The sequence below is a fragment of the Kitasatospora papulosa genome (assembly GCF_000717245.1).
In the GTDB taxonomy this organism is placed as follows: Bacteria; Actinomycetota; Actinomycetes; order Streptomycetales; family Streptomycetaceae; genus Streptomyces; species Streptomyces papulosus.
The window spans coordinates 199550-220179 of sequence record NZ_JNYQ01000002.1 but is presented as its reverse complement, the minus strand read 5'-3'; the positions used below and the strand labels follow the sequence as shown (position 1 = coordinate 220179).

At 72.6% G+C, this 20630-nt stretch carries 20 protein-coding genes; 16 read left to right on the top strand and 4 right to left on the bottom strand.

From position 1 onward, the window contains the following. Nucleotides 1-56 precede the first annotated feature (56 nt). Nucleotides 57-1235, bottom strand: a complete 1179-nt coding sequence (locus tag IA22_RS0106470; RefSeq protein ID WP_030122986.1) for a pyridoxal phosphate-dependent aminotransferase — start codon at nucleotides 1233-1235, stop codon at nucleotides 57-59. Nucleotides 1236-1361: 126 nt separating this feature from the next. On the opposite strand from IA22_RS0106470, the gene IA22_RS0106465 reads away from it, so the two are divergent. The 16 genes from IA22_RS0106465 (at nucleotide 1362) to IA22_RS0106390 (ending at nucleotide 17556) form a co-directional block, all read left to right on the top strand. Beyond that, nucleotides 1362-1622 carry a hypothetical protein gene (locus IA22_RS0106465; protein WP_030122985.1) on the top strand — a complete coding sequence of 87 codons (261 nt, stop codon included), beginning with the start codon at nucleotides 1362-1364 and terminating at the stop codon, nucleotides 1620-1622. A gap of 311 nt (nucleotides 1623-1933) precedes the next feature. After that, nucleotides 1934-2455 carry a DUF2617 family protein gene (locus IA22_RS0106460; protein WP_014155389.1) on the top strand — a complete coding sequence of 174 codons (522 nt, stop codon included), beginning with the start codon at nucleotides 1934-1936 and terminating at the stop codon, nucleotides 2453-2455. A gap of 107 nt (nucleotides 2456-2562) precedes the next feature. Continuing rightward, a complete protein-coding gene (locus tag IA22_RS0106455) occupies nucleotides 2563-4149 on the top strand; it encodes a polyamine aminopropyltransferase (RefSeq protein ID WP_030122984.1) in 1587 nt (528 codons plus the stop codon). Nucleotides 4150-4244: 95 nt separating this feature from the next. After that, on the top strand, nucleotides 4245-5189 hold the full coding sequence (locus tag IA22_RS0106450; protein ID WP_014155391.1) for an SRPBCC domain-containing protein: 945 nt from the start codon (nucleotides 4245-4247) through the stop codon (nucleotides 5187-5189). 30 nt (nucleotides 5190-5219) lie between these two features. Beyond that, on the top strand, nucleotides 5220-6014 hold the full coding sequence (locus IA22_RS0106445) for an aldose epimerase family protein (RefSeq protein ID WP_014155392.1): 795 nt from the start codon (nucleotides 5220-5222) through the stop codon (nucleotides 6012-6014). A 30-nt stretch (nucleotides 6015-6044) separates the two neighbouring features. Next, entirely contained in the window at nucleotides 6045-6584 is a 540-nt protein-coding gene (gene pyrE, locus IA22_RS0106440) for an orotate phosphoribosyltransferase (protein ID WP_014155393.1), read from the top strand. A gap of 165 nt (nucleotides 6585-6749) precedes the next feature. After that, nucleotides 6750-7781: a class II fructose-bisphosphate aldolase gene (gene fbaA / locus IA22_RS0106435; protein WP_014155394.1), complete on the top strand. Its 1032-nt coding sequence runs from the start codon at nucleotides 6750-6752 to the stop codon at nucleotides 7779-7781. Between the two features lie 56 nt (nucleotides 7782-7837). Then, nucleotides 7838-9085 carry a MalY/PatB family protein gene (locus IA22_RS0106430; protein WP_199813835.1) on the top strand — a complete coding sequence of 416 codons (1248 nt, stop codon included), beginning with the start codon at nucleotides 7838-7840 and terminating at the stop codon, nucleotides 9083-9085. Between the two features lie 100 nt (nucleotides 9086-9185). Then, a complete protein-coding gene (locus IA22_RS0106425; protein ID WP_030122982.1) occupies nucleotides 9186-10694 on the top strand; it encodes a DHA2 family efflux MFS transporter permease subunit in 1509 nt (502 codons plus the stop codon). A 3-nt stretch (nucleotides 10695-10697) separates the two neighbouring features. Next, complete coding sequence (locus tag IA22_RS0106420) at nucleotides 10698-11111, top strand: DUF3151 domain-containing protein (RefSeq protein ID WP_014155397.1); 414 nt, start codon at nucleotides 10698-10700, stop codon at nucleotides 11109-11111. 158 nt (nucleotides 11112-11269) lie between these two features. Next, nucleotides 11270-12118, top strand: coding sequence for a tryptophan 2,3-dioxygenase family protein (locus tag IA22_RS0106415; protein WP_030122981.1), 849 nt, complete (start codon nucleotides 11270-11272; stop codon nucleotides 12116-12118). Then, a complete protein-coding gene (kynU, locus tag IA22_RS0106410) occupies nucleotides 12111-13307 on the top strand; it encodes a kynureninase (protein ID WP_030122980.1) in 1197 nt (398 codons plus the stop codon). The genes IA22_RS0106415 and kynU overlap by 8 nt, the downstream gene beginning before the upstream one ends. Before the next feature lie 115 nt (nucleotides 13308-13422). Next, on the top strand, nucleotides 13423-14295 hold the full coding sequence (locus IA22_RS0106405) for an alpha/beta hydrolase (RefSeq protein ID WP_015577789.1): 873 nt from the start codon (nucleotides 13423-13425) through the stop codon (nucleotides 14293-14295). A 73-nt stretch (nucleotides 14296-14368) separates the two neighbouring features. Next, a complete protein-coding gene (locus IA22_RS0106400) occupies nucleotides 14369-15676 on the top strand; it encodes a histidine kinase (protein WP_015577788.1) in 1308 nt (435 codons plus the stop codon). Next, complete coding sequence (locus tag IA22_RS0106395; RefSeq protein WP_014155402.1) at nucleotides 15673-16341, top strand: response regulator; 669 nt, start codon at nucleotides 15673-15675, stop codon at nucleotides 16339-16341. The genes IA22_RS0106400 and IA22_RS0106395 overlap by 4 nt, the downstream gene beginning before the upstream one ends. 9 nt (nucleotides 16342-16350) lie before the next feature. After that, nucleotides 16351-17556 carry a cytochrome P450 gene (locus IA22_RS0106390; protein ID WP_030122979.1) on the top strand — a complete coding sequence of 402 codons (1206 nt, stop codon included), beginning with the start codon at nucleotides 16351-16353 and terminating at the stop codon, nucleotides 17554-17556. Here IA22_RS0106390 and IA22_RS37310 read toward each other — a convergent pair. Genes IA22_RS37310 through IA22_RS0106375 form a run of 3 tightly spaced genes read right to left on the bottom strand, consistent with a single transcriptional unit; the run spans nucleotide 17539 to nucleotide 20567 of the window. Beyond that, nucleotides 17539-17925, bottom strand: coding sequence for a hypothetical protein (locus IA22_RS37310; protein WP_015577785.1), 387 nt, complete (start codon nucleotides 17923-17925; stop codon nucleotides 17539-17541). The two genes, IA22_RS0106390 and IA22_RS37310, sit on opposite strands and share 18 nt — an antisense overlap. A gap of 36 nt (nucleotides 17926-17961) precedes the next feature. Further along, nucleotides 17962-19620, bottom strand: coding sequence for an ABC transporter permease (locus tag IA22_RS0106380; RefSeq protein WP_030122977.1), 1659 nt, complete (start codon nucleotides 19618-19620; stop codon nucleotides 17962-17964). Next, a complete protein-coding gene (locus IA22_RS0106375) occupies nucleotides 19617-20567 on the bottom strand; it encodes an ABC transporter ATP-binding protein (protein WP_030122976.1) in 951 nt (316 codons plus the stop codon). Before IA22_RS0106375 ends, IA22_RS0106380 begins: the two co-directional genes overlap by 4 nt. Nucleotides 20568-20630 lie beyond the last annotated feature (63 nt).

Below are 20630 nucleotides of genomic sequence, written 5' to 3'. Positions count from 1 at the left end.
CGGGACGGGCCGGCCACCGCGGCCGGCTCCCTGTCCCGGGCCTTCTTCGTGTGCGCTCAGGCCGCCCTGAGGCCCTTCAGCCGGGACACGGCCTCGGTGAGGACGTCCGTGCGCTTGCAGAACGCGAAGCGCACGAAGGGCGCGCCCTGTTCGCGGTGGTCGTAGAAGACCGCGTTGGGGACGGCGACGACCCCGCAGCGCTCGGGGAGCGCCCGGCAGAAGGCGAAGCCGTCCGTCTCGCCGAGCGGGCGGATGTCGGTGGTGACGAAGTACGTCCCGGCGGGCTCGTACACCTCGAAGCCGGCCTCGGTGAGGCCCGCGCTCAGCAGGTCGCGCTTGGCGCGCAGGTCCTCGCGCAGAGCGTCGAAGTAGCTGTCGGGCAGCCGCAGGGCGTCGGCGACGGCGTACTGGAAGGGGCCGCCGGAGACGTACGTCAGGAACTGTTTGGCGGAGCGGACGGCGGTGACCAGTTCCGGGCTCGCGGTGATCCAGCCGATCTTCCAGCCCGTGAGCGAGAAGGTCTTGCCGGCGCTGCTGACGGTGACGGTGCGCTCCCGCATGCCGGGGAAGGACGCGAGGGGGATGTGCTCGCCCTCGAAGACGAGGTGCTCGTAGACCTCGTCGGTGACGACGAGGAGGTCCCGCTCGCAGGCGAGCGTGGCGACGGCTGCCAGCTCGTCGCGGGTCAGCACGGTGCCGGTCGGGTTGTGCGGGGTGTTGAGCAGGATGAGCCGGGTGCGGGGCGTGACGGCGGCGCGCAGCTCGTCCAGGTCGAGCCGGTAGGCGCCGTCGTCGGGCCGGAGCGTGACGGGGACGCGCGTGCCGCCGGCCATGGCGATGCAGGCGGCGTACGAGTCGTAGTAGGGCTCCAGGGCGATGACCTCGTCCCCGGGCTCCAGGAGGGCCAGCAGGGAGGCGGCGACCGCCTCCGTGGCGCCCGTGGTGACCAGTACCTCGGTGTCGGGGTCGTACTCCAGCCCGTAGTGCCGCCGCTGGTGCTCCGTCACCGCGGAGCGCAGCTCGGGGACACCGGGGCCCGGCGGGTACTGGTTGCCGTGGCCGGCGCGCAGGGCGCGGACCGCGGCTTCGCGGATCTCCTCGGGTCCGTCGGTGTCCGGGAAGCCCTGGCCGAGATTGATCGATCCGGTCCGCACGGCCAGCGCGGACATCTCCGCGAAGATCGTCGTGCCGAACTCGGTGAGGCGGCGGTTGAGGAGCGGTCGTCCGTGTGTCATGGCCGCCATCCTGTGCCGAAGCTCTGGAGTTGCTCAAGTCCGCTTTGGTCCCGGCGGGGCGTGGGAATCCCACGGTCAGTCGAGAAGCGGGGACCTCGCTTCGGGGGACAGAAGGATGTGAGGTCGATGGGGTTCGTGTTCTTCATCGTGTTTCTGGTGATCGTGGTGGTGGGGTTCGTCGCCCTGACGTCGAGTGGCCGGAAGAAGCCGTCGTCCGGGCGGGGGGGACGCCGTGGCTCCGGCAGCGACGGGGGAGGCGGGGGCAGCTGGTGGGCCGGTGACAGCGGCGGCGGCGACTCCGGCGGGCACTCCGGGGGCCACTCCTGCGGCGGAGGCAGCAGCTGCGGCGGAGGCGGCGGGGGCTGCGGCGGTGGCGGCGGCAACTGAGTGAGCCGTCTCCTCCCGTGCGGAGGGGCGGGGCGGATGCGTCCGAGGTGTCCGGTGGGGTCCAACTCCCGCCGGGCACCTTTTTGTTGGGAGCGCGGGAACAGGTGAACCGTCCTGCCCCCTGAGGGATGGAAACCACGGCAAGTTGGGTAAAAACGCTGCGAGAGCGACGTTCGTCGTGATTGCATCGATGTAGAGAACATTCAGCCCCCGGGCCCCAGTTGGGCCGGATTGGGCTCCCGCTTCCCCGCGTGTCCCGCACGGGGATACCTCCTGTCCCTGTGTCCCTGTGTGTTTTGCGGAGCCGTTCCATGCTCACGACCCTCCAGACCTCCTATTCCGACACCCGAGCCGCCGATCTGGCATGGACGCTCGGGCGGGAGCCGCTGCCCGCCCTCGCCGTACTCGATCTCGAACTAGCCGCCGCGAAAGTCCAGTTGCGGCTTCTGGGTGCCTCCCATCAGGTGCTGCTCGAGGAGGAGGGGCGTACCTGCTCCGAGACCGTCGCCTGCCTGCCGGGCAGCAGTACGCCGCTGCCGCTGGGGGTCGCCGAGAGCGTGGGTGACTGGGACTACGAGTTCGCGGCGCGCGTCGAGACGCTGTCCCCGGGCTCGTTCGCGGGGCGCGCGCAGGAACTGCTCGCGCTCGTGGCCGATCATCCGCACGGCCTGGCGGGGACGTTCCCCGGCAGCCCGTACGCCTTCACGGCGATGCTCGCGCAACGGACGGGCGGTGAGGTGCGCTGGCGCACCTGGCATGCGTATCCCCAGGAGGGGCAGTTGGTGGTGACCCGTACGAGGGTGGGAGCGCGCATCCCGGCCGGGGTGTCCTGAGGGGGGTGCGCGAGCTCTTCCCGGTGGTGCGCCTCATGCCCGGTGCGCGTCACTTGCACCCTTGTGGGTGACAAAAGGCAACCGTCCCGTCACGTAGCGTTCGTTTCATGATCGACCAGCAGACGCCGCTGCGAGGGGGCGCCCCACGGCTTCCCGTCCGGCCGCGGACCGGCAGGTTCCTCGTGCTGGCCGTGGTCTTCGTCTGTGCCGCGTGCGGCCTGGTGTACGAGCTGGAACTGGTCGCGCTGGCCTCGTACCTCATCGGTGACTCGGTCACCCAGGCCTCGGTCGTGCTGTCCGTGATGGTCTTCGCGATGGGCATCGGGTCCCTGCTCGCGAAACGTTTACGCACCCGGGCCGCCGTGGGGTTCGGTCTGCTCGAGGCGGCTCTCGCGCTCGTCGGCGGTTCGTCGGCGCTCATCCTGTACGCCTCCTTCGCCTGGCTCGGTGAGTCGCGCTACGCGCTGGTGGGCTTCTCGCTCGCGATCGGGATCCTGATCGGCGCGGAGATCCCCCTGCTGATGACGCTGATCCAACGGGTCGACCGGCAGGACGCGGGCGGGGCGGTGGCCGACCTCTTCGCCGCCGACTACGTGGGCGCGCTGGTGGGCGGGCTGGCCTTCCCCTTCCTCCTGCTGCCGATGATGGGGCAGCTCACCGGGGCGCTGTTCACCGGCGCGGTCAACGCGGCGGCGGGTCTCGCGCTGGTGCTGTGGGTGTTCCGGCGCGACCTGAACCCGCGCTCGCGCCTGCTGCTCGTCGTGGTGAACGGTGTGGTGATCGCCCTGCTGGCCACGGCCTCCGTCCTGGTCGACGACTTCGAGAGGGCGGCCCGGCGAGCGGTGTACGGCGACGAGGTGCGGGTCGCCGTGCGGACGGGCCTGCAGGAGATCGTCCTCACCGGCCGGGGGAGCGGCGCGCTGGACCTCTACCTGGACGGGCGGCTCCGGGTCAGCTCCCGCGACGAGTACCGCTTCCACGAGGCGCTCGTGCATCCGGCGATGAAGGGGGCCCACCGGCGGGTGCTGATCCTGGGAGGGGGCGACGGGCTCGCCGCCCGTGAGGTGCTGCGCTATCCGGACGTCGCATCCGTCGTGGTGATCGAGCTCGATCCGGCCGTCACCCGCCTGGCCCGCACGGACCCGGCGCTCTCCCGGCTGAACGGGCGTGCCTTCGAGGACCCTCGGGTGACGACGGTCGCCGCGGACGCCTTCACCTGGCTGCGGACGTCCCGGGACCGCTTCGACGTGGTGATCTCGGACCTTCCCGACCCGGAGATCACGGCGAGTACGAAGCTCTACTCCGCCGAGTTCTACGGGCTGGTCGCCGGGGCGCTGGAGCCGGACGGCCGGCTGGTGGTGCACGCGGGACCGCCGAGCAGCAGGCCGACGACGTTCTGGACGGTGGAGGCGTCGGTCCGGGCGGGCGGTCTGGCGACCCGGCCGTACGGCGTCGGCGGGCGCCTCATCGGGTTCGCCGCCGGCCCGGACCGCGTCGCGGGGAGCGCGGAGGCGCCCTGGGACCGGGGGTTCGTCCTGGCCGCCCGGAAGCCGGTGGGCAGCCTCGGCCTGGACCCGGGGGCGCCCGCCCTGAGGACGCTGGGGGAGCGGGAGCTGACGGCCGGCCGGAGCGCCGTGGAGAAGGTCCGGCAGCGCGGGGTCCCGCCGTCGACGCTGGTCCATCCGCGGTACTGAGGATCCACGGGCGCGGCACCGCCGGTGCGGTACGCACGGTGCACGGGGTGGGGAAGCGCTGACGGGACGGCCGGGGCTGAGTAGGCTCGGGCGGTATGGAGCATGAGGTGTTCGTTCCGGTTCCGGTCCCGGCCCTTCGGCGGACGCTGGCTGACCCCGCCCGTGTCGCGCGCTGCGTGCCCGGGTTCCAGCAGGACGCCGACTCGTCGGCGGGCCCCCTCGCGGGCCGGCTGAAATTCCGGGCCGGCGGTCACACGATCACGTATCGCGGTGCGCTGGCCCTGCGGCCGTCCGAGGGCGGTGACTCCTTCTCCGTGAGCGGGGAGGGGGCGGAGGCCCGGGGCGGGGGCTCGGCGAAGCTGGCACTGACCATCGGTCTCACGCGGACGGACGGCGGGACGACGATCGGCTACAGCGGCACGGCGCGTGGTGAGGGGCGCATCGTGGATCTGGACGTTTCCACGGCCCTCACCGCGGCGCAGCGGCTGCTGGACCGTTTTACGCAGCAGTTGGTGACGGAGTCCCTGTCGGCGCGGTCGGACGAGCCCGTGCGCGACGCGTCCGTGCCTGACGCGCCTGAGTCCGGCGCGCAGGAGCCCGGCGCGCCGGAGCCCGGGAAGCCGGAGTCCGACGCGCCTGAGCCCCGGAAGCCGGAGCCCGCCGCCGGGGAGCACGCTTCCGATGCGCCGTCCCCCGACGCCCCGGACGAGCCGCAGGGGTCCGGGCCCGCCGAGCCCTCCGCGGACAAGGAGTCCGTGTTCGACTCGCCCGTACCGCCGCCGTCGCTCGACCCTTCCGCAGAGCTGGAGTTCACCGTGCCGGACGAGCCGCCCGCCGAGGCCGCCCACGCCCGCCGCACCATGATCGGCCGCAGCACGGAGGAGGTCGACCACGCCCCGCCGCGCGGCCGGTACGCCCCCGTGCCGTCGCCCGAGGCGGGTGCCGCGGGCATCACCCTGCGCTGGGCCGCCCCGGCCGCCGCTCTGGCGATCGCCTCCGCCGTGGTGGTGGGCAGGGCTCTGCGGCGCAGGAGGCCGTAGGGCACGACACCGCGCCAGTAGTGTCGGAGGGTGAGCAGAGTTGCGAAGAACGCCCGGCTGACAGCCGGCGACGTCGAATTGACCGTTGACCCCGTGCACGGCTGCCGTATCAGCAGCCTGCGGATCGGGGGGACCGAACTGCTGCGCCAAGGCGAGCGGTACGGCTGCTTCCCCATGGTGCCGTGGTGCGGACGCACCGAGAACGGCCAGTTCCGCAATGGCGGCGCGGTGCATCGGATGCCGCTGAACTCCCCGCCGCACGCCATCCACGGCACCGGTCGCGACACCTCCTGGAAGCCGGTCCGGCAGAGCGACTCGGAAGCGGCCTTCATCTACGACCTGACCGATCCGTGGCCGTACGAGGGCCGGGTGACGCAGTCCTTCGAGCTGACCGAGGAGTCGCTGACCCTGGGGCTCGGCATCGAGACCTACGGCGATTCCTTCCCCGCGCAGGCCGGGTGGCATCCCTGGTTCCTCCGGAACCTCGGCGGCCAGGACGTGCGGATGTCCTTCGACGCGGAGTGGCAGGAGGAGCGGGGCGACAACCACCTGCCGACCGGCCGCCGGATCGACCCGCTGCCCGGCCCGTGGGACGACTGCTTCGGGATGCCCGCGGGCGTCGACGTGAAGCTCACCTGGCCCGAACAGCTGGAGCTGACCGTCAAGAGCCGGGACGAGTGGGTGGTGATCTACGACGAGCAGGCGGAGGCCGTCTGCGTCGAGCCGCAGTCCGGACCGCCGAACGGGCTGAACACCGCCCCCCGGCTCGTCACCCCGATCGAGCCCCTGGAGATCACGACGACCTGGAGCTGGGCACGGCTCTGACCCTCCACGGCAGCGCTTACCCTCGTTGACATGACTGACGTACGCGCTGAGCTGCTCCAGCAGATCAAGGACAAGGCCGTGGTGCACGGCAAGGTGACCCTCTCCTCGGGTCTGGAAGCCGACTGGTACATCGACCTGCGCCGGATCACCCTGGACGGCAAGGCCGCGCCGCTGGTCGGACAGATGATGCTCGACGCCACCGCCGAGCTGGACTACGACTGCGTGGGTGGCCTGACGCTGGGCGCCGACCCGGTGGCCACCTCGATGCTGCACGCCTCGGCGGCGCGCGGTAAGAGCCTGGACGCGTTCGTCGTCCGCAAGGCCCAGAAGGCGCACGGGATGCAGCGCCGCATCGAGGGCACGGACGTCAAGGGCCGCCGCTGCCTCGTCGTCGAGGACACCTCGACGACCGGTGGATCGCCGCTGACCGCGGTCGAAGCGGTGCGTGAGGCGGGCGGTGAGGTCGTGGCCGTCGCCGTGATCGTGGAGCGCGGTGCCGCCTCGGCGATCGCCGAGGCGGGTCTCCCCTACGTGCAGGTCTACTCCGTGGCGGACCTCGACCTGGCCTGACCTGGGGCTTCCTCCGAGTGCCTCCCGTTTCACGTGAAACGGGAGGCACTACTCGACGGTCAGCGTGGAGCCGAAGCGAGAGTCTGGGAAGATGAGGGCGACGATGACGTCGCCCCCAGGTCAGGGACCAAGCCTGAACACCCGCACATCCCAAGGAGCGGACAGATGCCCATCGCAACCCCCGAGGTCTACGCCGAGATGCTCGACCGGGCGAAGGCAGGCAAGTTCGCCTACCCGGCCATCAATGTGACGTCGACCCAGACCCTGCACGCTGCACTGCGCGGCTTCGCGGAGGCGGAGAGCGACGGCATCGTCCAGATCTCCACCGGTGGTGCCGAATTCCTGGGCGGCCAGTACAACAAGGACATGGTGACGGGCGCCGTCGCTCTCGCCGAGTTCGCGCACATCGTCGCCGCCAAGTACGACATCACGGTCGCGCTGCACACCGACCACTGCCCCAAGGACAAGCTGGACGGTTACGTACGTCCGCTGCTCGACGTCTCCGCGGAGCGCGTCGCCAAGGGTCTGAACCCGCTGTTCCAGTCGCACATGTGGGACGGCTCGGCCGAGACGCTCGCCGACAACCTCTCCATCGGCCAGGAGCTGCTGGCCAAGGCCGCCGCCGCCAAGATCATCCTTGAGGTCGAGATCACCCCGACCGGTGGCGAGGAGGACGGCGTCACGCACGAGATCAACGACGAGCTGTACACGACCGTCGACGACGCGCTGCGCACCGCCGAGGCCCTGGGCCTGGGTGAGAAGGGCCGCTACCTGCTGGCAGCGTCCTTCGGCAACGTCCACGGCGTCTACAAGCCGGGCAACGTCGTCCTGCGTCCGGAGCTTCTCAAGGACCTGCAGGAGGGTGTCTCCGCCAAGTACGGCAAGCCGGCCGGCAGCCAGCCGTTCGACTTCGTCTTCCACGGCGGCTCGGGCTCCACGGCCGAGGAGATCGCCACCGCGCTGGAGAACGGCGTCGTGAAGATGAACCTCGACACCGACACCCAGTACGCCTTCACCCGCCCGATCGTGGACCACGTGTTCCGCAACTACGACGGCGTCCTGAAGGTCGACGGCGAGGTCGGCAACAAGAAGGTCTACGACCCGCGCAGCTGGGGCAAGTCCGCCGAGGGCGGCATGGCCGTGCGCGTCACGGAGGCCTGCGCCAACCTGCGCTCCGCCGGCACCAAGCTGAAGTAAGTACGTCACGGACGTACGGCGGGCCCGGTCTCCCTTCTGGGAACCGGGCCCGCCCCATGTCCGAGGGAGCGAGAAACGCTGTGAGCACGACCGCGCGCTACGACTTCGACACCGTCATCGACCGCCGGGGCACCTGGTGCGTCCAGTGGGACGGCGTCGCGGACCGCTTCGGGGTGGACGGGCTGCTGCCCTTCACCATCTCCGACATGGACTTCGAGACCGCGCCCGAGGTCCTGGCCGCGCTGCGTGCCCGCCTGGACCACGGGGTGCTCGGCTACACCACCTGGCAGCAGGACGACTTCCTGTCGGCCGTGGCCCACTGGTACGGGACCCGGTACGGCGCCGATCTGGACACCGGCCGGCTGGTCTACGGTCCGTCCGTGCTGAGCCAGCTCTCGCAGCTGCTGCAGATGTGGACGTCCGAGGGGGAGGGCGTGGTCGTCCACACCCCGACGTACGACGGTTTCCGCAAGGCGGTCCTGGGGCTGGGGCGGGAGCTGCGGGGCGTGCCGCTGGGGGACACCGAAGCGCTGGAACGCGAGCTGGCGCGGGCCGACGCGAAGGTGCTGGTGCTGTGCTCGCCGCACAACCCGACCGGGCGGGTGTGGACGGAGGCCGAGCTCCGGGAGATGGCGGAACTGGCCCGTCGCCACGGTGCGGCCGTGATCAGCGACGAGATCCACGCGGACTTCGTCCATGACGGCCATGTGCACGTCCCGTACGCCCGGATCGCCGACGCGGCCGGCGTGGGGGACGGCGGCGTGGAGGCCGGCGTGCGGGACGGCGGCGGTCCGGCCGGCGGCCGCTGGGCGGTGATCACCTCCGCGTCGAAGTCCTTCAACTTTCCGGCGCTGACCGGTTCGTACGGGATCATCGGTGACCCCGCCGACCGCGCGGAGTACCTGCGCCGGATGGAGACCGCGGAGGGGCTCGCCTCGCCCGCGGTGCTGTCGCTGACCGCCCACATCGCGGCGTACCGCGAGGGCGCGGCCTGGCTGGACGCGGTCCGCGCGTATGTCACGGGGAATCTGGCGATGGTCGCGGAGCGGCTGGACGCGGAGTTCCCGGAGCTCGCGTGGGTGCCGCCGCAGGCGGGCTACCTGGCGTGGATCGATCTGCGTCCCCTGGGTGTGGAGGAGGAGGCGCTGCAGCGGGTGCTGATCGAGCGGGAGAAGGTCGCGATCATGCCGGGCTCGGTGTACGGGGCGCCCGGATTCCTGCGGCTCAACCTGGGGTGCCCGCGGAGCAAGGCCGAGGCGGGGGTGTCGGCCCTGGTGCGGGGGCTGAGGACGGTGCGGGCGTAGGCGGGCCGGAAGGCCCCGCCCCGCGTCGGACGGACCGCGTCCCCCGGCCGGGTGAGCGCGGTGAATGGCCCTCGGGCCGGGCAGCGATGATGCTGCTCGTATGACTGACGCGAACGGTACGGACGGTGCGGACGAGGGCGGGATCCGGGTCGCCTCGCCCGTGGGGCGCTGGGTCGTCCTGACCACCGTGCTCGGCTCGAGCATGGCCCTGCTGGACTCCACGGTCATCAACGTGGCCCTCCCCCGCATCGGCCAGGACCTCGGCACCGATCTGGCCGCCCTGCAGTGGACCGTCAACGCCTACATGCTCACCCTGGCGGGGCTCATCCTGCTCGGGGGTGCGCTCGGGGACCGGTTCGGGCGGCGCCGGGTGTTCGTCGTCGGCGTGGTCTGGTTCGCCGTCGCCTCGCTGCTGTGCGGGATCGCGCCGAACGCGGGGGTGCTGGTGGCCTCGCGGGCGATGCAGGGGGTCGGTGGCGCGTTGCTCACCCCCGGATCGCTGGCGATCATCCAGGCGAGTTTCCATCCCGACGACCGGGCCCGCGCCGTGGGGCTCTGGTCCGGGCTCGGCGGGGTGGGGGCGGCGATCGGGCCGTTCCTCGGGGGATGGCTGGTGGACGGGCCGGGCTGGCGGTGGGTGTTCCTGCTCAATCTGCCGCTCGCCGCCGTCTGCGTGCCGGTGGCCCTGCGCCACGTGCCGGAATCCAGGGACCCGGACGCCCACGGCCGCTTCGACGTCCTCGGTGCCGTCCTCGCGGCGCTCGCACTCGGCCTGGTCACCTACGCGCTGATCGAGGTGCCGGAGCAGGGCGCGTCCGTCCTGGTGATCGGCGCGGCGCTCGGCGGCGTGGTGCTGGGAGCGGCCTTCGTGCGGCTGGAGCGGCGACGGGCGGACCCCATGGTGCCGCCCTCGATCTTCGCGTCGCGGCAGTTCACCGCCGTCAACATCGTCACGTTCTGCGTGTACGCGGCCCTCGGCGGGTTCTTCTTCCTGTCCGCGATCCAGCTCCAGGTCGTCGCCGGCTACTCGGCGCTCGGCGCGGGCACCGCGCTGCTGCCCACCACGGTGCTGATGCTGCTCTTCTCCGCGTCGGCCGGGGATCTCGGGCGGCGCATCGGGCCGAGGATCCCGCTCACCGTCGGCCCGCTGCTGGCGGCCGCCGGGATGCTGCTGATGCTGCGGGTCGGCCCGGGGGCCTCCTACCTCCTGGACGTCCTGCCCGCGGTCCTGGTCCTGGGGGTCGGCATGGTCACCCTGGTGGCCCCGCTCACCGCGACGGTGCTGGCCGCCGTGGACACCGGGCGGGCCGGGCTGGCCAGCGGCGTCAACAACGCCGCGGCACGGGCCGCCGGGCTGCTCGCGGTGGCCGCGCTCCCCCTGCTGGCCGGAATGGGCCCGGAGGCGTACCGGGACGCCGGGGAGTTCGCCTCGACCTTCCGGCGGGCCATGCCGATGTGCGCGGGCCTGCTGGTGGCGGGTTCGGTGATCGCCTGGTGGGCGGTGCGGGCGTCCCCCGCGGCCCGGGCCGAGCCACGGCCGGCGTGTGCGACGCACTGCGGGGTCACGGCCCCGCCCTTGGAGCCGGAGCCCGGGTCCGGGCACACTTGAGCCATGTCCATCCACGAGAACCTGCTCGGGGGCCCTGCCCCGACCCATCTGCCCGACGACCCGGAGCCGCGTGAGCTGCTCGCGGGCGGCACGGCCCCGGCCGATGTCGCGGCGAAGTACCCCACGTCCTCGCTGGCCTGGGCGCAGCTCGCCGACGAGGCGTTCGAGGGCGGCCGGGTCGTCGAGTCCTACGCCTACGCGCGCACCGGCTACCACCGCGGCCTCGACGCGCTGCGCCGCGCGGGCTGGAAGGGCCACGGCCCCGTCCCCTTCGAGCACGAGCCGAACCGCGGCTTCCTGCGGGCCCTGCACGCCCTCGCGCGTGCCGCGCAGGCGATCGGTGAGCAGGAGGAGTACGAGCGCTGCTCGGCGTTCCTGCGCGACTCCTCGCAGACCGCCGCCGACATCCTGGGCTGAGGCCCGGCCCCGCCTCACGGGTCCCGCGGGCAGCAGCCCGCGGGGCCCGACGCGTTCCGCGGATGGCCGTTAGGATGCCGGGCAGGGGACCGGAGCTCCACCCACCCTCGGAGGAAGGGGCGGACCGCTACCCGGAAGCTCGTGTCGAGGAGACAGCGATGTCTACGTTCCACCCCGACCCCGAAGCCACCGGTGCGGAGACCCCGCACCTGGACTTCGCGGGAACGACGCCGTACGAGGACTACGTCCAGGCGGATGTACTGACCCACCTCCAGCACCTGCGCTCGGACGATCCCGGCGAGATGGTCTTCCTGGTCACCACCCAGGTCATGGAGCTGTGGTTCACGGTCATCGTCCATGAGTGGGAGACGGCGGCGCACGCCCTGCGCGAGGACCGCGTACCGGTCGCCCGCGACGCCCTGAAGCGCTCGCTCCGGGAGCTGGAGGCGCTGAACGCGTCCTGGAAGCCGCTCGCCGGCCTCACCCCCGCACAGTTCAACTCCTACCGTGGGTCCCTCGGCGAGGGATCCGGCTTCCAGTCGGCGATGTACCGGCGGATGGAGTTCCTGCTGGGCGACAAGTCCGCCTCCATGCTCGTGCCGCACCGGGGCGCGCCCCGTGTCCACGCCGAGCTGGAGAAGGCGCTCCAGGAGCCCGGTCTGTACGACGAGACGCTCGCCCTGCTGGCCCGGCGCGGATACGCCGTGCCCCGGTCGGTGCTGGAGCGTGACCTGTCGCAGAAGTACGAGCCGTCCCCCGCGGTCGAGGCCGTCTGGGCGGAGATCTACGCCGACGCCGACCAGAACGCCGAGCTCGTGCGGCTCGGTGAGGTGCTGACCGACGTCGGCGAGCTCGTGTGGCGCTGGCGCAACGACCACCTGACCGCCACCCGGCGGGCGATGGGGTCGAAGACCGGTACCGGCGGATCGGCCGGGGTCGCCTGGCTGGAGAAGCGGGCGACGAAGAGCGTGTTCCCCGAGCTCTGGACGGCGCGCAGCCATGTCTGACCTCGAGGAGCGCGCCGAGGCGCTCGACTCCGCCGACGGGCTCGCCGCGCTGCGCGAGCTGTTCACGCTCGACGACACCGTCTACCTCGACGGCAACTCGCTGGGCGCGCTGCCCCGTCACGTTCCCGCCCGTATGCAGGACGTCATCACCCGTGAGTGGGGCTCGCTGCGCATCCGCTCCTGGGACGAGAGCGGCTGGTGGACCGCGCCCGAGCGGATCGGCGACCGGATCGCCCCGCTGGTCGGCGCGGCCGCCGGACAGATCGTGGTGGGCGACTCCACCAGTGTGAACGTCTTCAAGGCCGTGGTGGCCGCGAGCCGCCTCGCCGACGAGGGCCGGGACGAGATCCTGGTCGACGCCACGACGTTCCCCACGGACGGGTACATCGCCGGTTCGGCGGCTCGGATGACGGGCCACCGTGTCGTCCCCGTCGACCCGGCCGAGGTGCGGGGTGCGCTCGGCCCCCGTACGGCGGTCGTGCTCCTGAACCACGTCGACTTCCGTACGGGCCGGCTCCACGACCTGCCCGGTCTCACCGCCGACGTCCACGAGGCGGGTGCGCTCGCCGTCTGGGACCTGTGCCACAGCGCGGGCGCCCTGCCGGTGGGCCTCGACGCGCACGGTGTGGACCTCGCCGTCGGCTGCACGTACAAGTACCTCAACGGCGGCCCCGGCTCGCCCGCCTACCTGTACGTCGCCGAGCGCCATCAGACGGCGTTCGACTCGCCCCTGCCCGGGTGGACCTCGCACGCCGACCCGTTCGCGATGTCCCCCGGATACGCCCCCGCGGAGGGTTCCGTACGGGGACGCGTCGGCACCCCGGACATCCTGTCCATGCTGGCCCTGGAGGCGGCGCTGGACGTCTGGGACGGTGTGTCGGTCGATGCGGTGCGGGCCAAGTCGCTGGCGCTCACGGACTTCTTCCTGGAGTGCGTCGCCGCCTACGTCCCCGAGGGCCGGGTCGTCCCCGTCACCCCGGCCGCCCACGAGGAGCGCGGCAGCCAGGTCTCGCTGCGGTGCGAGAACGCGGACGAGACGGAAGCGGTGATGCGCGCGCTCACCGAGCGGGGTGTGGTCGGCGACCTGCGCCGCCCGGACATCCTGCGCTTCGGCTTCACCCCGCTGTACGTCGGTTTCGCCGACGCGGAACGGGCGGCGCGGATCCTCGCCGAGGTACTGGCGGTCTGAGCGTCCGCCGCCGTACCGGCCCATGATCCGGGCCGGTACGGCGGCGCTGTTCCGTACTGGTACCGTCCCCGCAGGTCAGTCCAGTTGGGCTCAGGCCCAGGACGGTTGGAGCAGCATGTCGGATTCTGCCGGGCGTGACCGCGACGCCGCCGAGACCGAGTCGGCCTTCGCGCATCCGGCGGTCGCCCCCGACGGGTCCGCGTCCTACGGGAGCCACCCCGACCAGGTGATCGACTTCTTCGCGCCGCGGGACGGCCGGACCGGGGTGCCGCTCGTGGTGCTCCTGCACGGCGGGGCCTGGCGGGCGCCGTACGACCGGCAGCACGTGTCGCCGTTCGCGGACTTCCTCGCGCGGCGCGGGTTCGCCGTGGCCAGCGTCGAGTACCGGCGCGGCGGTGAGATCCCCCGGCAGGGCGCGGCGGGCCCGGTCGCGGGGCGCTGGCCCGAGACCTTCGACGACGTGGCGGCGGCGATGGACGCCCTCCCGGCGCTCGCCGCGCGGGAGTTGCCGGGGGCGGATCCGCGCAGGACCGTGGTCACCGGGCACTCCGCGGGCGGACAGCTCGCCCTGTGGGCGGCGGCCCGGCACGTCCTTCCGAAGGGGTCCCCGTGGCGGCTGCCCGCCGCGCCCGCGCTGCGCGGGGTGGTCGCGCTGGCACCGATCGGCGACTTCGCGAGCGCGGTGGAGCTGGACGTCTGCTCGGGTGCGCTGCACCAGCTCCTCGGCGCGGACGACTTCGAGGCCCGGAGCGCGCACGTCGACCCCGCTCTGCTGCTGCCGAGCGGGATCGCGACGGCCGTCGTCCAGGGGGTGGAGGACACCACGGTCCCGCAGGCCGTCACGGAGGCGTTCGTGGACGCCGCGGCGAAGGCGGGCGAGATGGTGGGACTGACGCTGCTGGACGGCGTGGGCCATTTCCCGCTGATCGACCCGGCGGCCGACGCGTGCGCGGTGGTGGCCGAGGAGATCGCCCAGCTGGCCTGGTAGTCCTTGCGACGGACCCCGAAGGATCCGCTTCACTGCTGACGACCGGGGCGGGCGGGCCCCCTACCGTGGAAGCGTGACCGAGACCAAGACCCAGAGCCCGGAGCGCCGGGCAGCCGCGGCGGCGATACACAGCCTTCGGCAGGACCTGTTCCACGACGTCTTCGACTACCGCCCGCTGGACCCGCTGGGCACCGGCGGGCCGGTCGTCCGGCGCCTCCCGGCTCCCTTCCGCAAGGTCGTCGTCTGGTTCCCGCACCTGGTGGTGGGCCTGGTCGCGCTGATCGCGCTGCTGGAGGGCGTCTTCGCCGCGAACACCTACTCCCCGTTCGGCATCGCGACCCTGATCACCGCGTTCGTCCCGGCCGGAACGCTGCTGATGACGCTGGTCCGTCCCGTCCTCGCGTTCTGGGTGTCGATCGTGTCGACGCCGGTGGTGGCGATCGTGGGCAGCGGCGACTGGCCCTGGCAGCCGAGCGCGTTCGCCTGCCACCTGGGTGTGCTGATCGTGGTGGCGGCGAGGACGCGGCCGCGTACCGCCGCCTGGATGTGGCTGATCACCCTGCTCGTCGGGAGCTCCCTGGGGAACATGGGCCCCGGGTTCTCCAACACGGCTCCGATGGCGGTCACTTCGGCCTTCGCGCTGCTCCTCGTCGCCATGGTGCAGGTACGGCGTGAGGCGCAGCACGAGGTCACCGTGCAGCGGACCGTCACCGCCGTCGAGCGTGACCGGCGGACGCTGCTGGAGGAGCGCACCACCATCGCCCGCGAGCTGCACGACGTCGTCGCGCACCACATGTCGGTCGTCGCGATCCAGGCCGAGGCGGCCCCGTACCGGGTGGAGAATCCGCCGCCCGAGCTGCAACAGGCCTTCGTCACCATCCGGGAGAACGCCGTCGCCGCTCTCACCGAACTGCGCCGGGTGCTCGGCGTCGTCCGGGCGGAGGACTACGAGGCGCCGGACGCCCCGCAGCCCACCCTCGCCGAGATCGACCGGCTGCTGGACAACGTCCGGGAGACCGGGCTGGAGACGGAGAAGACGGTCACCGGCGCGGTGCGGGTGCTGCCGCAGGGCGTCGAACTGTCGGCGTACCGGATCGTCCAGGAGGCGCTGAGCAACACGCTCCGGCACGCGCCGGGCGCCACGGCCAAGGTGGAGATCGGCTATGTGCTGGGCGGGCTCGGGGTGCGGGTCGTCAACGGCCCCGCGCGGGGGCTGGTCAAGCCGTCGCCGGGGGCCGGGCACGGCATCACGGGGATGCGGGAGCGGGTCGCGATGCTGAACGGCGAGATGACGGCCGGAGCCACCGAGGACGGCGGCTACGAGGTCGCCGTGTTCCTCCCGGTGCAGGCGGAGCGTGCCGAGGCCGGTGAGGGGGCATGAGCGAGGCACTCATCCGCGTCCTGATCGTCGACGACCAGGCGATGGTCCGCGAGGGTTTCTCCGTGCTGCTCAACGCGATGCCCGGCATCGAGGTCGTCGGCGAGGCCGTCGACGGCCGGCAGGCCGTCTCCCAGGTCAAGGCCCTGCGGCCCGACGTGGTGCTGATGGACATCCGCATGCCGGAGCTCAACGGCATCGACGCGACCCGTGAGATCGTCGCCGCCGACGCGGACGCCAAGGTCCTCGTCCTGACCACGTTCGATCTCGACGAGTACGTGTACCAGGCGCTGCGCGCGGGTGCCTCGGGCTTCCTCCTTAAGGACGCCTCGGCCCGGCAGCTCGCCGACGGGGTGCGGGTGGTGGCGTCCGGCGAGGCGCTGCTCGCTCCGACGGTGACCCGCAGGCTGATCACCGAGTTCTCGAAGATCGCCGAGGCCCCGCGGCCGCCCGCCATGGCCAGGATCGGCGACCTCACCGAGCGGGAGACGGAGGTGCTCGTGCTGATCGCCCAAGGACTGTCGAACCTGGAGATCGCCTCGCACCTGGTGGTCGCCGAGTCGACCATCAAGACGCACGTCAGCCGCATCCTGGTGAAACTGGGGCTGCGGGACCGGACCCAGGCGGCGGTGTTCGCCTACGAGGCGCGGCTGGTCACGCCCGGATAGCGTCGGCTCATGCACGTGTCCTTCGACCCCTGGTCCCCGGCGTTCGTCGCCGACCCGTACCCCGCCTACGCCGCGCTGCGCGCCACCGGCCGGGCGCACTACTTCGAGCCGACACGGCAGTGGCTCGTCCCGCACTACTCCGACGTGTCCGGGCTGCTGCGCGACCGCCGGCTGGGGCGGACGTACCTGCACCGCTTCAGCCACGACGAGTTCGGCGTCACCGCCCCGCCCGCCGCCCACGAGCCGTTCCACACGCTCAACGGGCACGGGATCCTCGACCTGGAGGCCCCGGACCACACCCGGATCCGGCGGCTGGTCGCCAAGGCGTTCACCCCCCGCAGGGTCGAGGCGCTCGTCCCGACCGTGGAGCGGCTGGCCGCCGGGCTCGTCGACGACTTCGTCGCGGCGGGCGGCGGCGACCTGCTGAGCGCGGTCGCGGAGCCGCTCCCGGTGGCCGTCATCGCCGAGATGCTGGGTGTCCCGGAGGCCGACCGGGGGCTGCTGCGGCCGTGGTCGGCGGCGATCTGCGGGATGTTCGAGCTGAACCCGCCGGAGGAGACGGCGCGGGCCGCCGTCCGGGCGTCGGTCGAGTTCTCCGCCTACCTGCGCGAGCTGATCGCCGCCCGGCGCGCGGACCCGGGGACGGATCTGATCTCCGGGCTCATCGCCGCACATGACGAGGAGGACCGGCTGACCGAGCAGGAGATCATCTCCACCTGCGTGCTGCTGCTCAACGCCGGTCACGAGGCGACCGTCAACGCCACCGCCAACGGCTGGTGGATGCTCTTCCGGCATCCGGAGCAGCTGGCGTCGCTGCGCGGCGACCACGGCCTGCTCCCGACCGCCGTGGAGGAACTGCTGCGCTACGACACCCCGGTGCCCATGTTCGCGCGCTGGGTCCTGGACGACATCGAGATCGACGGCACCGTCATCCCGCGTGGGTCGCAGGTCGCGCTGCTCTTCGCGTCGGCCAACCGGGACCCGGAGCGCTTCGCCGACGCGGAGACGCTGGATCTCTCGCGCCGGGACAACCCGCACATCTCGTTCGGCGCGGGCATCCACTACTGCCTGGGCGCACCTCTGGCCCGCGTCGAGATGGCGGCCTCGTTCGGGGAGCTGCTGCGCAAGGCGCCCGGGATGCGGCTGGCGGCGGAGCCGCGGTGGAACCCGGGGTACGTGATCCGGGGGCTGAGCGAGCTACGCGTCGAGATCTGACACGGGGGAGCCGGACAGCGGGATGTGGTCCGGGTCGGGCGGGTTCGCCCAGGCGTGCAGGCCCCAGACCGACAGGGCGAGTACGCCCGCCGTGCACACGGCCGCGACGAGGGCCCGGTGGCGCAGGCGCCCGTGTCCGTGCAGCAGACGCATGGTCAGCAGCCAGACGGCCGGGGGTGTCAGCATTCCCGCGAGCAGGACGAGGGGCAGCTCCGTCCACAGGACGGAGAGGTCCCTGCCCTGTCCCTCGAAGCCGGCGCCCATGTGGCGCTGCGTGCGCCCCGAGGCACCCCAGACGTACAGCGCCGTGGCCGCCCCGAGTGCCGCCGTCGCGCATCCTCCGTACCCTGCCGCGTCACGCTGTTCCATGATTCTCAGGACGGCGGCGCGCCCGTGGCCGGTTCCCTACTTCGTCTCCAGGTCCCGGCGCCGGAAGCCGTCCAGCCCGACGAGGACCAGGGCGGCGGCGACCAGGGTGAGGACGGTCAGGGGCGTCCCGTCCACGGGGGCCGCGGGCAGTCGCGGGACATGGCCGAAGGGCGACAGGTCGTTCGTCCAGCCCGGGAATCCGAGCAGTTGGCCCAGGTAGCCGGTGACGAACGCGTACACCGGCACCGTCCAGGCGGCCCGGGCCGCCCGGGGCAGCCGGCCGAACAGCACCGCGGCGATCCCGGCGGTGACCCACAGGGCGGGTGCGTAGGCGAGCGCCGCACCCGTGAGGGAGAGGACCAGTCCGGGGTCGCCGGCCGAGGCGGCCCCCGTGATCCCGATGCCGAGGCCGCCGAGCAGCAGCAGCGCCGTGCCGCCGCCGAGGGCCACCGCCAGATGGCCGCCCGCCCACCGGACCCGGGACAGACCGGTCGCCAGGAGGGGTTCGGCACGGCCGGCGTGCTCCTCGGCAAGGGGGCGCAGCGCCGCCGTCACGACGTACACGGAGGCGACGACCGCGAGGATCACCATGATCATCGAGGCGAACGACTCGGCCGGGCTCGTCCCGCCGATCCTCCGCAGCGCTTCCTGGACCTGGTCGATGTCCTTCAGCATGCCGTCGGCCTCGCCGAGGACCGATCCGTACATCGCCCCCATCAGGAACAGCCCGGCGCCGAAGCCGGCCAGCAGGGGGCGGTGCAGCCGCAGGGCGAGGCCCAGGGGGCCGAGCAGCGCGCCGGAGGCGGTACGGCGGCCGGGCCGGGCGGCGCGCAGCCCGGCGCCCACGTCGCGCCGCGTCGACAGGACGAATCCCGTCCCGGCGCAGAGGACGGCGAGTGCCACGCAGAGCAGCAGGGGCCACCAGCGGTCGTCCACGTAGGGGTAGGAGCGCTGGGCCCAGCCGATGGGGGAGAGCCAGGACAGCCCGTCGTGCCCGCCCGCGTCACCGGCGGCCCGCAGGGCGTAGGCGAGGCCGATGACGGCCAGGGCCGTGCCGGACGCGGCCCGGGTGTGGGCGGTGATCTGCGTGGTGACCGCGGCGACACCGGCGAAGACCAGACCGACGGCGGCGTGCGCGAGGCCGTAGAGGAGCGGGCCCGTGACGCCTCCGGGGGCCAGGTCCGTCGCGCCGAGACCGGCGGCGAGCAGCAGGGCGAGCGCCAGGTCGGCGACGACCGCGACCCAGAGTGCGGCGGCCAGCTGCGCATGGCGTCCGACGACGGCGGAGCGGACCAGTTCGGCGCGGCCGGTCTCCTCCTCGTCGCGGGTGTGACGGGTGACGACCAGGACGTTCATGAGGCCGACGAGGACGGCCAGGAAGCCGAGCATCTGATGGCCCAGCATCGCGCCGAAGGTGTAGTCGTCCAGGTAGTGCCGTGGCCCGGTCATGGCGAGCCCGGCCGGGCTCGCCATGGTGTCGGTGAGGGAGTCGCGGGCCTGCGGGTCGGCGTACAGCGACGTGAACTTGCCGGCGGCGGACAGGGTGCCGAGGAACAGCGCGAGGATCCACACGGGGAGCCTGACGCGGTCCCGGCGCAGGGCGAACCGGAGCAGTGCGCGGGTCCCCGCCAGCGCCCCGGCGGCGGCCGGGGTACGGGTCACCGTGGGAGTGCCGGCGGCGGCCGCGGCGCTCATCGCGCGTCCTCGTGGAGCGCGGGCGCGCCGTGGCCGTTGGCGGCGAGTTCGTCGCCGTAGTGGCGGAGCATGAGCTCCTCCAGGGTCGGCGGATGGCTGGTCAGGCCGCGTACGCCGCATGCGGCGAGCCTGTCGACGGCGGCGCCGAGACGGCCCCCGTCCACGGTGAATCGCACCCGGTTCCCGGCCCCCGCCCCACTGTCGATGATCTCCACGGAGTGCACGCCGGGGAGCCGGTCGAGCCCCGTGACGGGCCGGTCGGTCTCCGCCTCGACCGTCGTACGCGTCAGATGCCGCAGCTCGCTCAGCGATCCGGACTGCACGGTCCTGCCGTGCCGGATGATGCTGACCCGGTCCGCCAGCTTCTCCACCTGGGCCAGGACGTGGCTGGAGAGCAGCACCGTCCTGCCCGCCGCCTTCGCCTCCAGGACGACGTCCTGGAAGACGACCTCCATGAGGGGGTCGAGTCCGGCCGTCGGCTCGTCCAGGAGCAGCAGCTCCGCGTCCGAGGCGAGCGCGGCGACGATGGCCACCTTCTGGCGGTTGCCCTTCGAGTAGGCGCGGCCCTTCTTCGCCGGGTCGAGGTCGAAGCGCTCGATCAGTTCGTCGCGGCGCCGCCGGTCGGCCCCGCCGCGCAGCCGCACGAGCAGGTCGATGGCCTCGCCGCCGGTGAGGCCCGGCCACAGCTCCACGTCGCCGGGTACGTAGGCCAGGCGCCGGTGCAGTGCGACGGCGTCGTGCCAGGGATCCCCGCCGAGCAGCCGGGCGGCGCCCGTGTCGGCGCGGAGCAGTCCCAGCAGGATCCGGATGGTGGTGGACTTCCCGGCGCCGTTGGGCCCGAGGAAGCCGTGGACCTCGCCCTCCTCGACGGTGAGGTCGAGGCCGTCCAGGGCGTGGGTCCGTCCGAACGACTTGTGCAGACCGGTCACGGCGATTGCCTTCGTCATGATTCTGAAAGTATGGGGGTTTCACAAAATTGTGAAGTTAAGGAACCGTATAAAGTCGGGCCG

Bases quoted from the DNA above. Each gene is read 5' to 3' on its own strand.
- IA22_RS0106390 (WP_030122979.1), top strand. From the start codon at position 16,351: ATGCACGTGTCCTTCGACCCCTGGTCCCCGGCGTTCGTCGCCGACCCG.
- IA22_RS0106455 (WP_030122984.1), top strand. From the start codon at position 2,563: ATGATCGACCAGCAGACGCCGCTGCGAGGGGGCGCCCCACGGCTTCCC.
- pyrE (WP_014155393.1), top strand. From the start codon at position 6,045: ATGACTGACGTACGCGCTGAGCTGCTCCAGCAGATCAAGGACAAGGCC.
- IA22_RS0106395 (WP_014155402.1), top strand. From the start codon at position 15,673: ATGAGCGAGGCACTCATCCGCGTCCTGATCGTCGACGACCAGGCGATG.
- IA22_RS0106380 (WP_030122977.1), bottom strand. From the start codon at position 19,620: ATGAGCGCCGCGGCCGCCGCCGGCACTCCCACGGTGACCCGTACCCCG.
- IA22_RS0106405 (WP_015577789.1), top strand. From the start codon at position 13,423: ATGTCGGATTCTGCCGGGCGTGACCGCGACGCCGCCGAGACCGAGTCG.
- IA22_RS0106465 (WP_030122985.1), top strand. From the start codon at position 1,362: ATGGGGTTCGTGTTCTTCATCGTGTTTCTGGTGATCGTGGTGGTGGGG.
- kynU (WP_030122980.1), top strand. From the start codon at position 12,111: ATGTCTGACCTCGAGGAGCGCGCCGAGGCGCTCGACTCCGCCGACGGG.
- IA22_RS0106415 (WP_030122981.1), top strand. From the start codon at position 11,270: ATGTCTACGTTCCACCCCGACCCCGAAGCCACCGGTGCGGAGACCCCG.
- IA22_RS37310 (WP_015577785.1), bottom strand. From the start codon at position 17,925: ATGGAACAGCGTGACGCGGCAGGGTACGGAGGATGCGCGACGGCGGCA.
- fbaA (WP_014155394.1), top strand. From the start codon at position 6,750: ATGCCCATCGCAACCCCCGAGGTCTACGCCGAGATGCTCGACCGGGCG.
- IA22_RS0106430 (WP_199813835.1), top strand. From the start codon at position 7,838: ATGTCCGAGGGAGCGAGAAACGCTGTGAGCACGACCGCGCGCTACGAC.
- IA22_RS0106450 (WP_014155391.1), top strand. From the start codon at position 4,245: ATGGAGCATGAGGTGTTCGTTCCGGTTCCGGTCCCGGCCCTTCGGCGG.
- IA22_RS0106375 (WP_030122976.1), bottom strand. From the start codon at position 20,567: ATGACGAAGGCAATCGCCGTGACCGGTCTGCACAAGTCGTTCGGACGG.
- IA22_RS0106425 (WP_030122982.1), top strand. From the start codon at position 9,186: ATGACTGACGCGAACGGTACGGACGGTGCGGACGAGGGCGGGATCCGG.
- IA22_RS0106460 (WP_014155389.1), top strand. From the start codon at position 1,934: ATGCTCACGACCCTCCAGACCTCCTATTCCGACACCCGAGCCGCCGAT.
- IA22_RS0106470 (WP_030122986.1), bottom strand. From the start codon at position 1,235: ATGACACACGGACGACCGCTCCTCAACCGCCGCCTCACCGAGTTCGGC.
- IA22_RS0106420 (WP_014155397.1), top strand. From the start codon at position 10,698: ATGTCCATCCACGAGAACCTGCTCGGGGGCCCTGCCCCGACCCATCTG.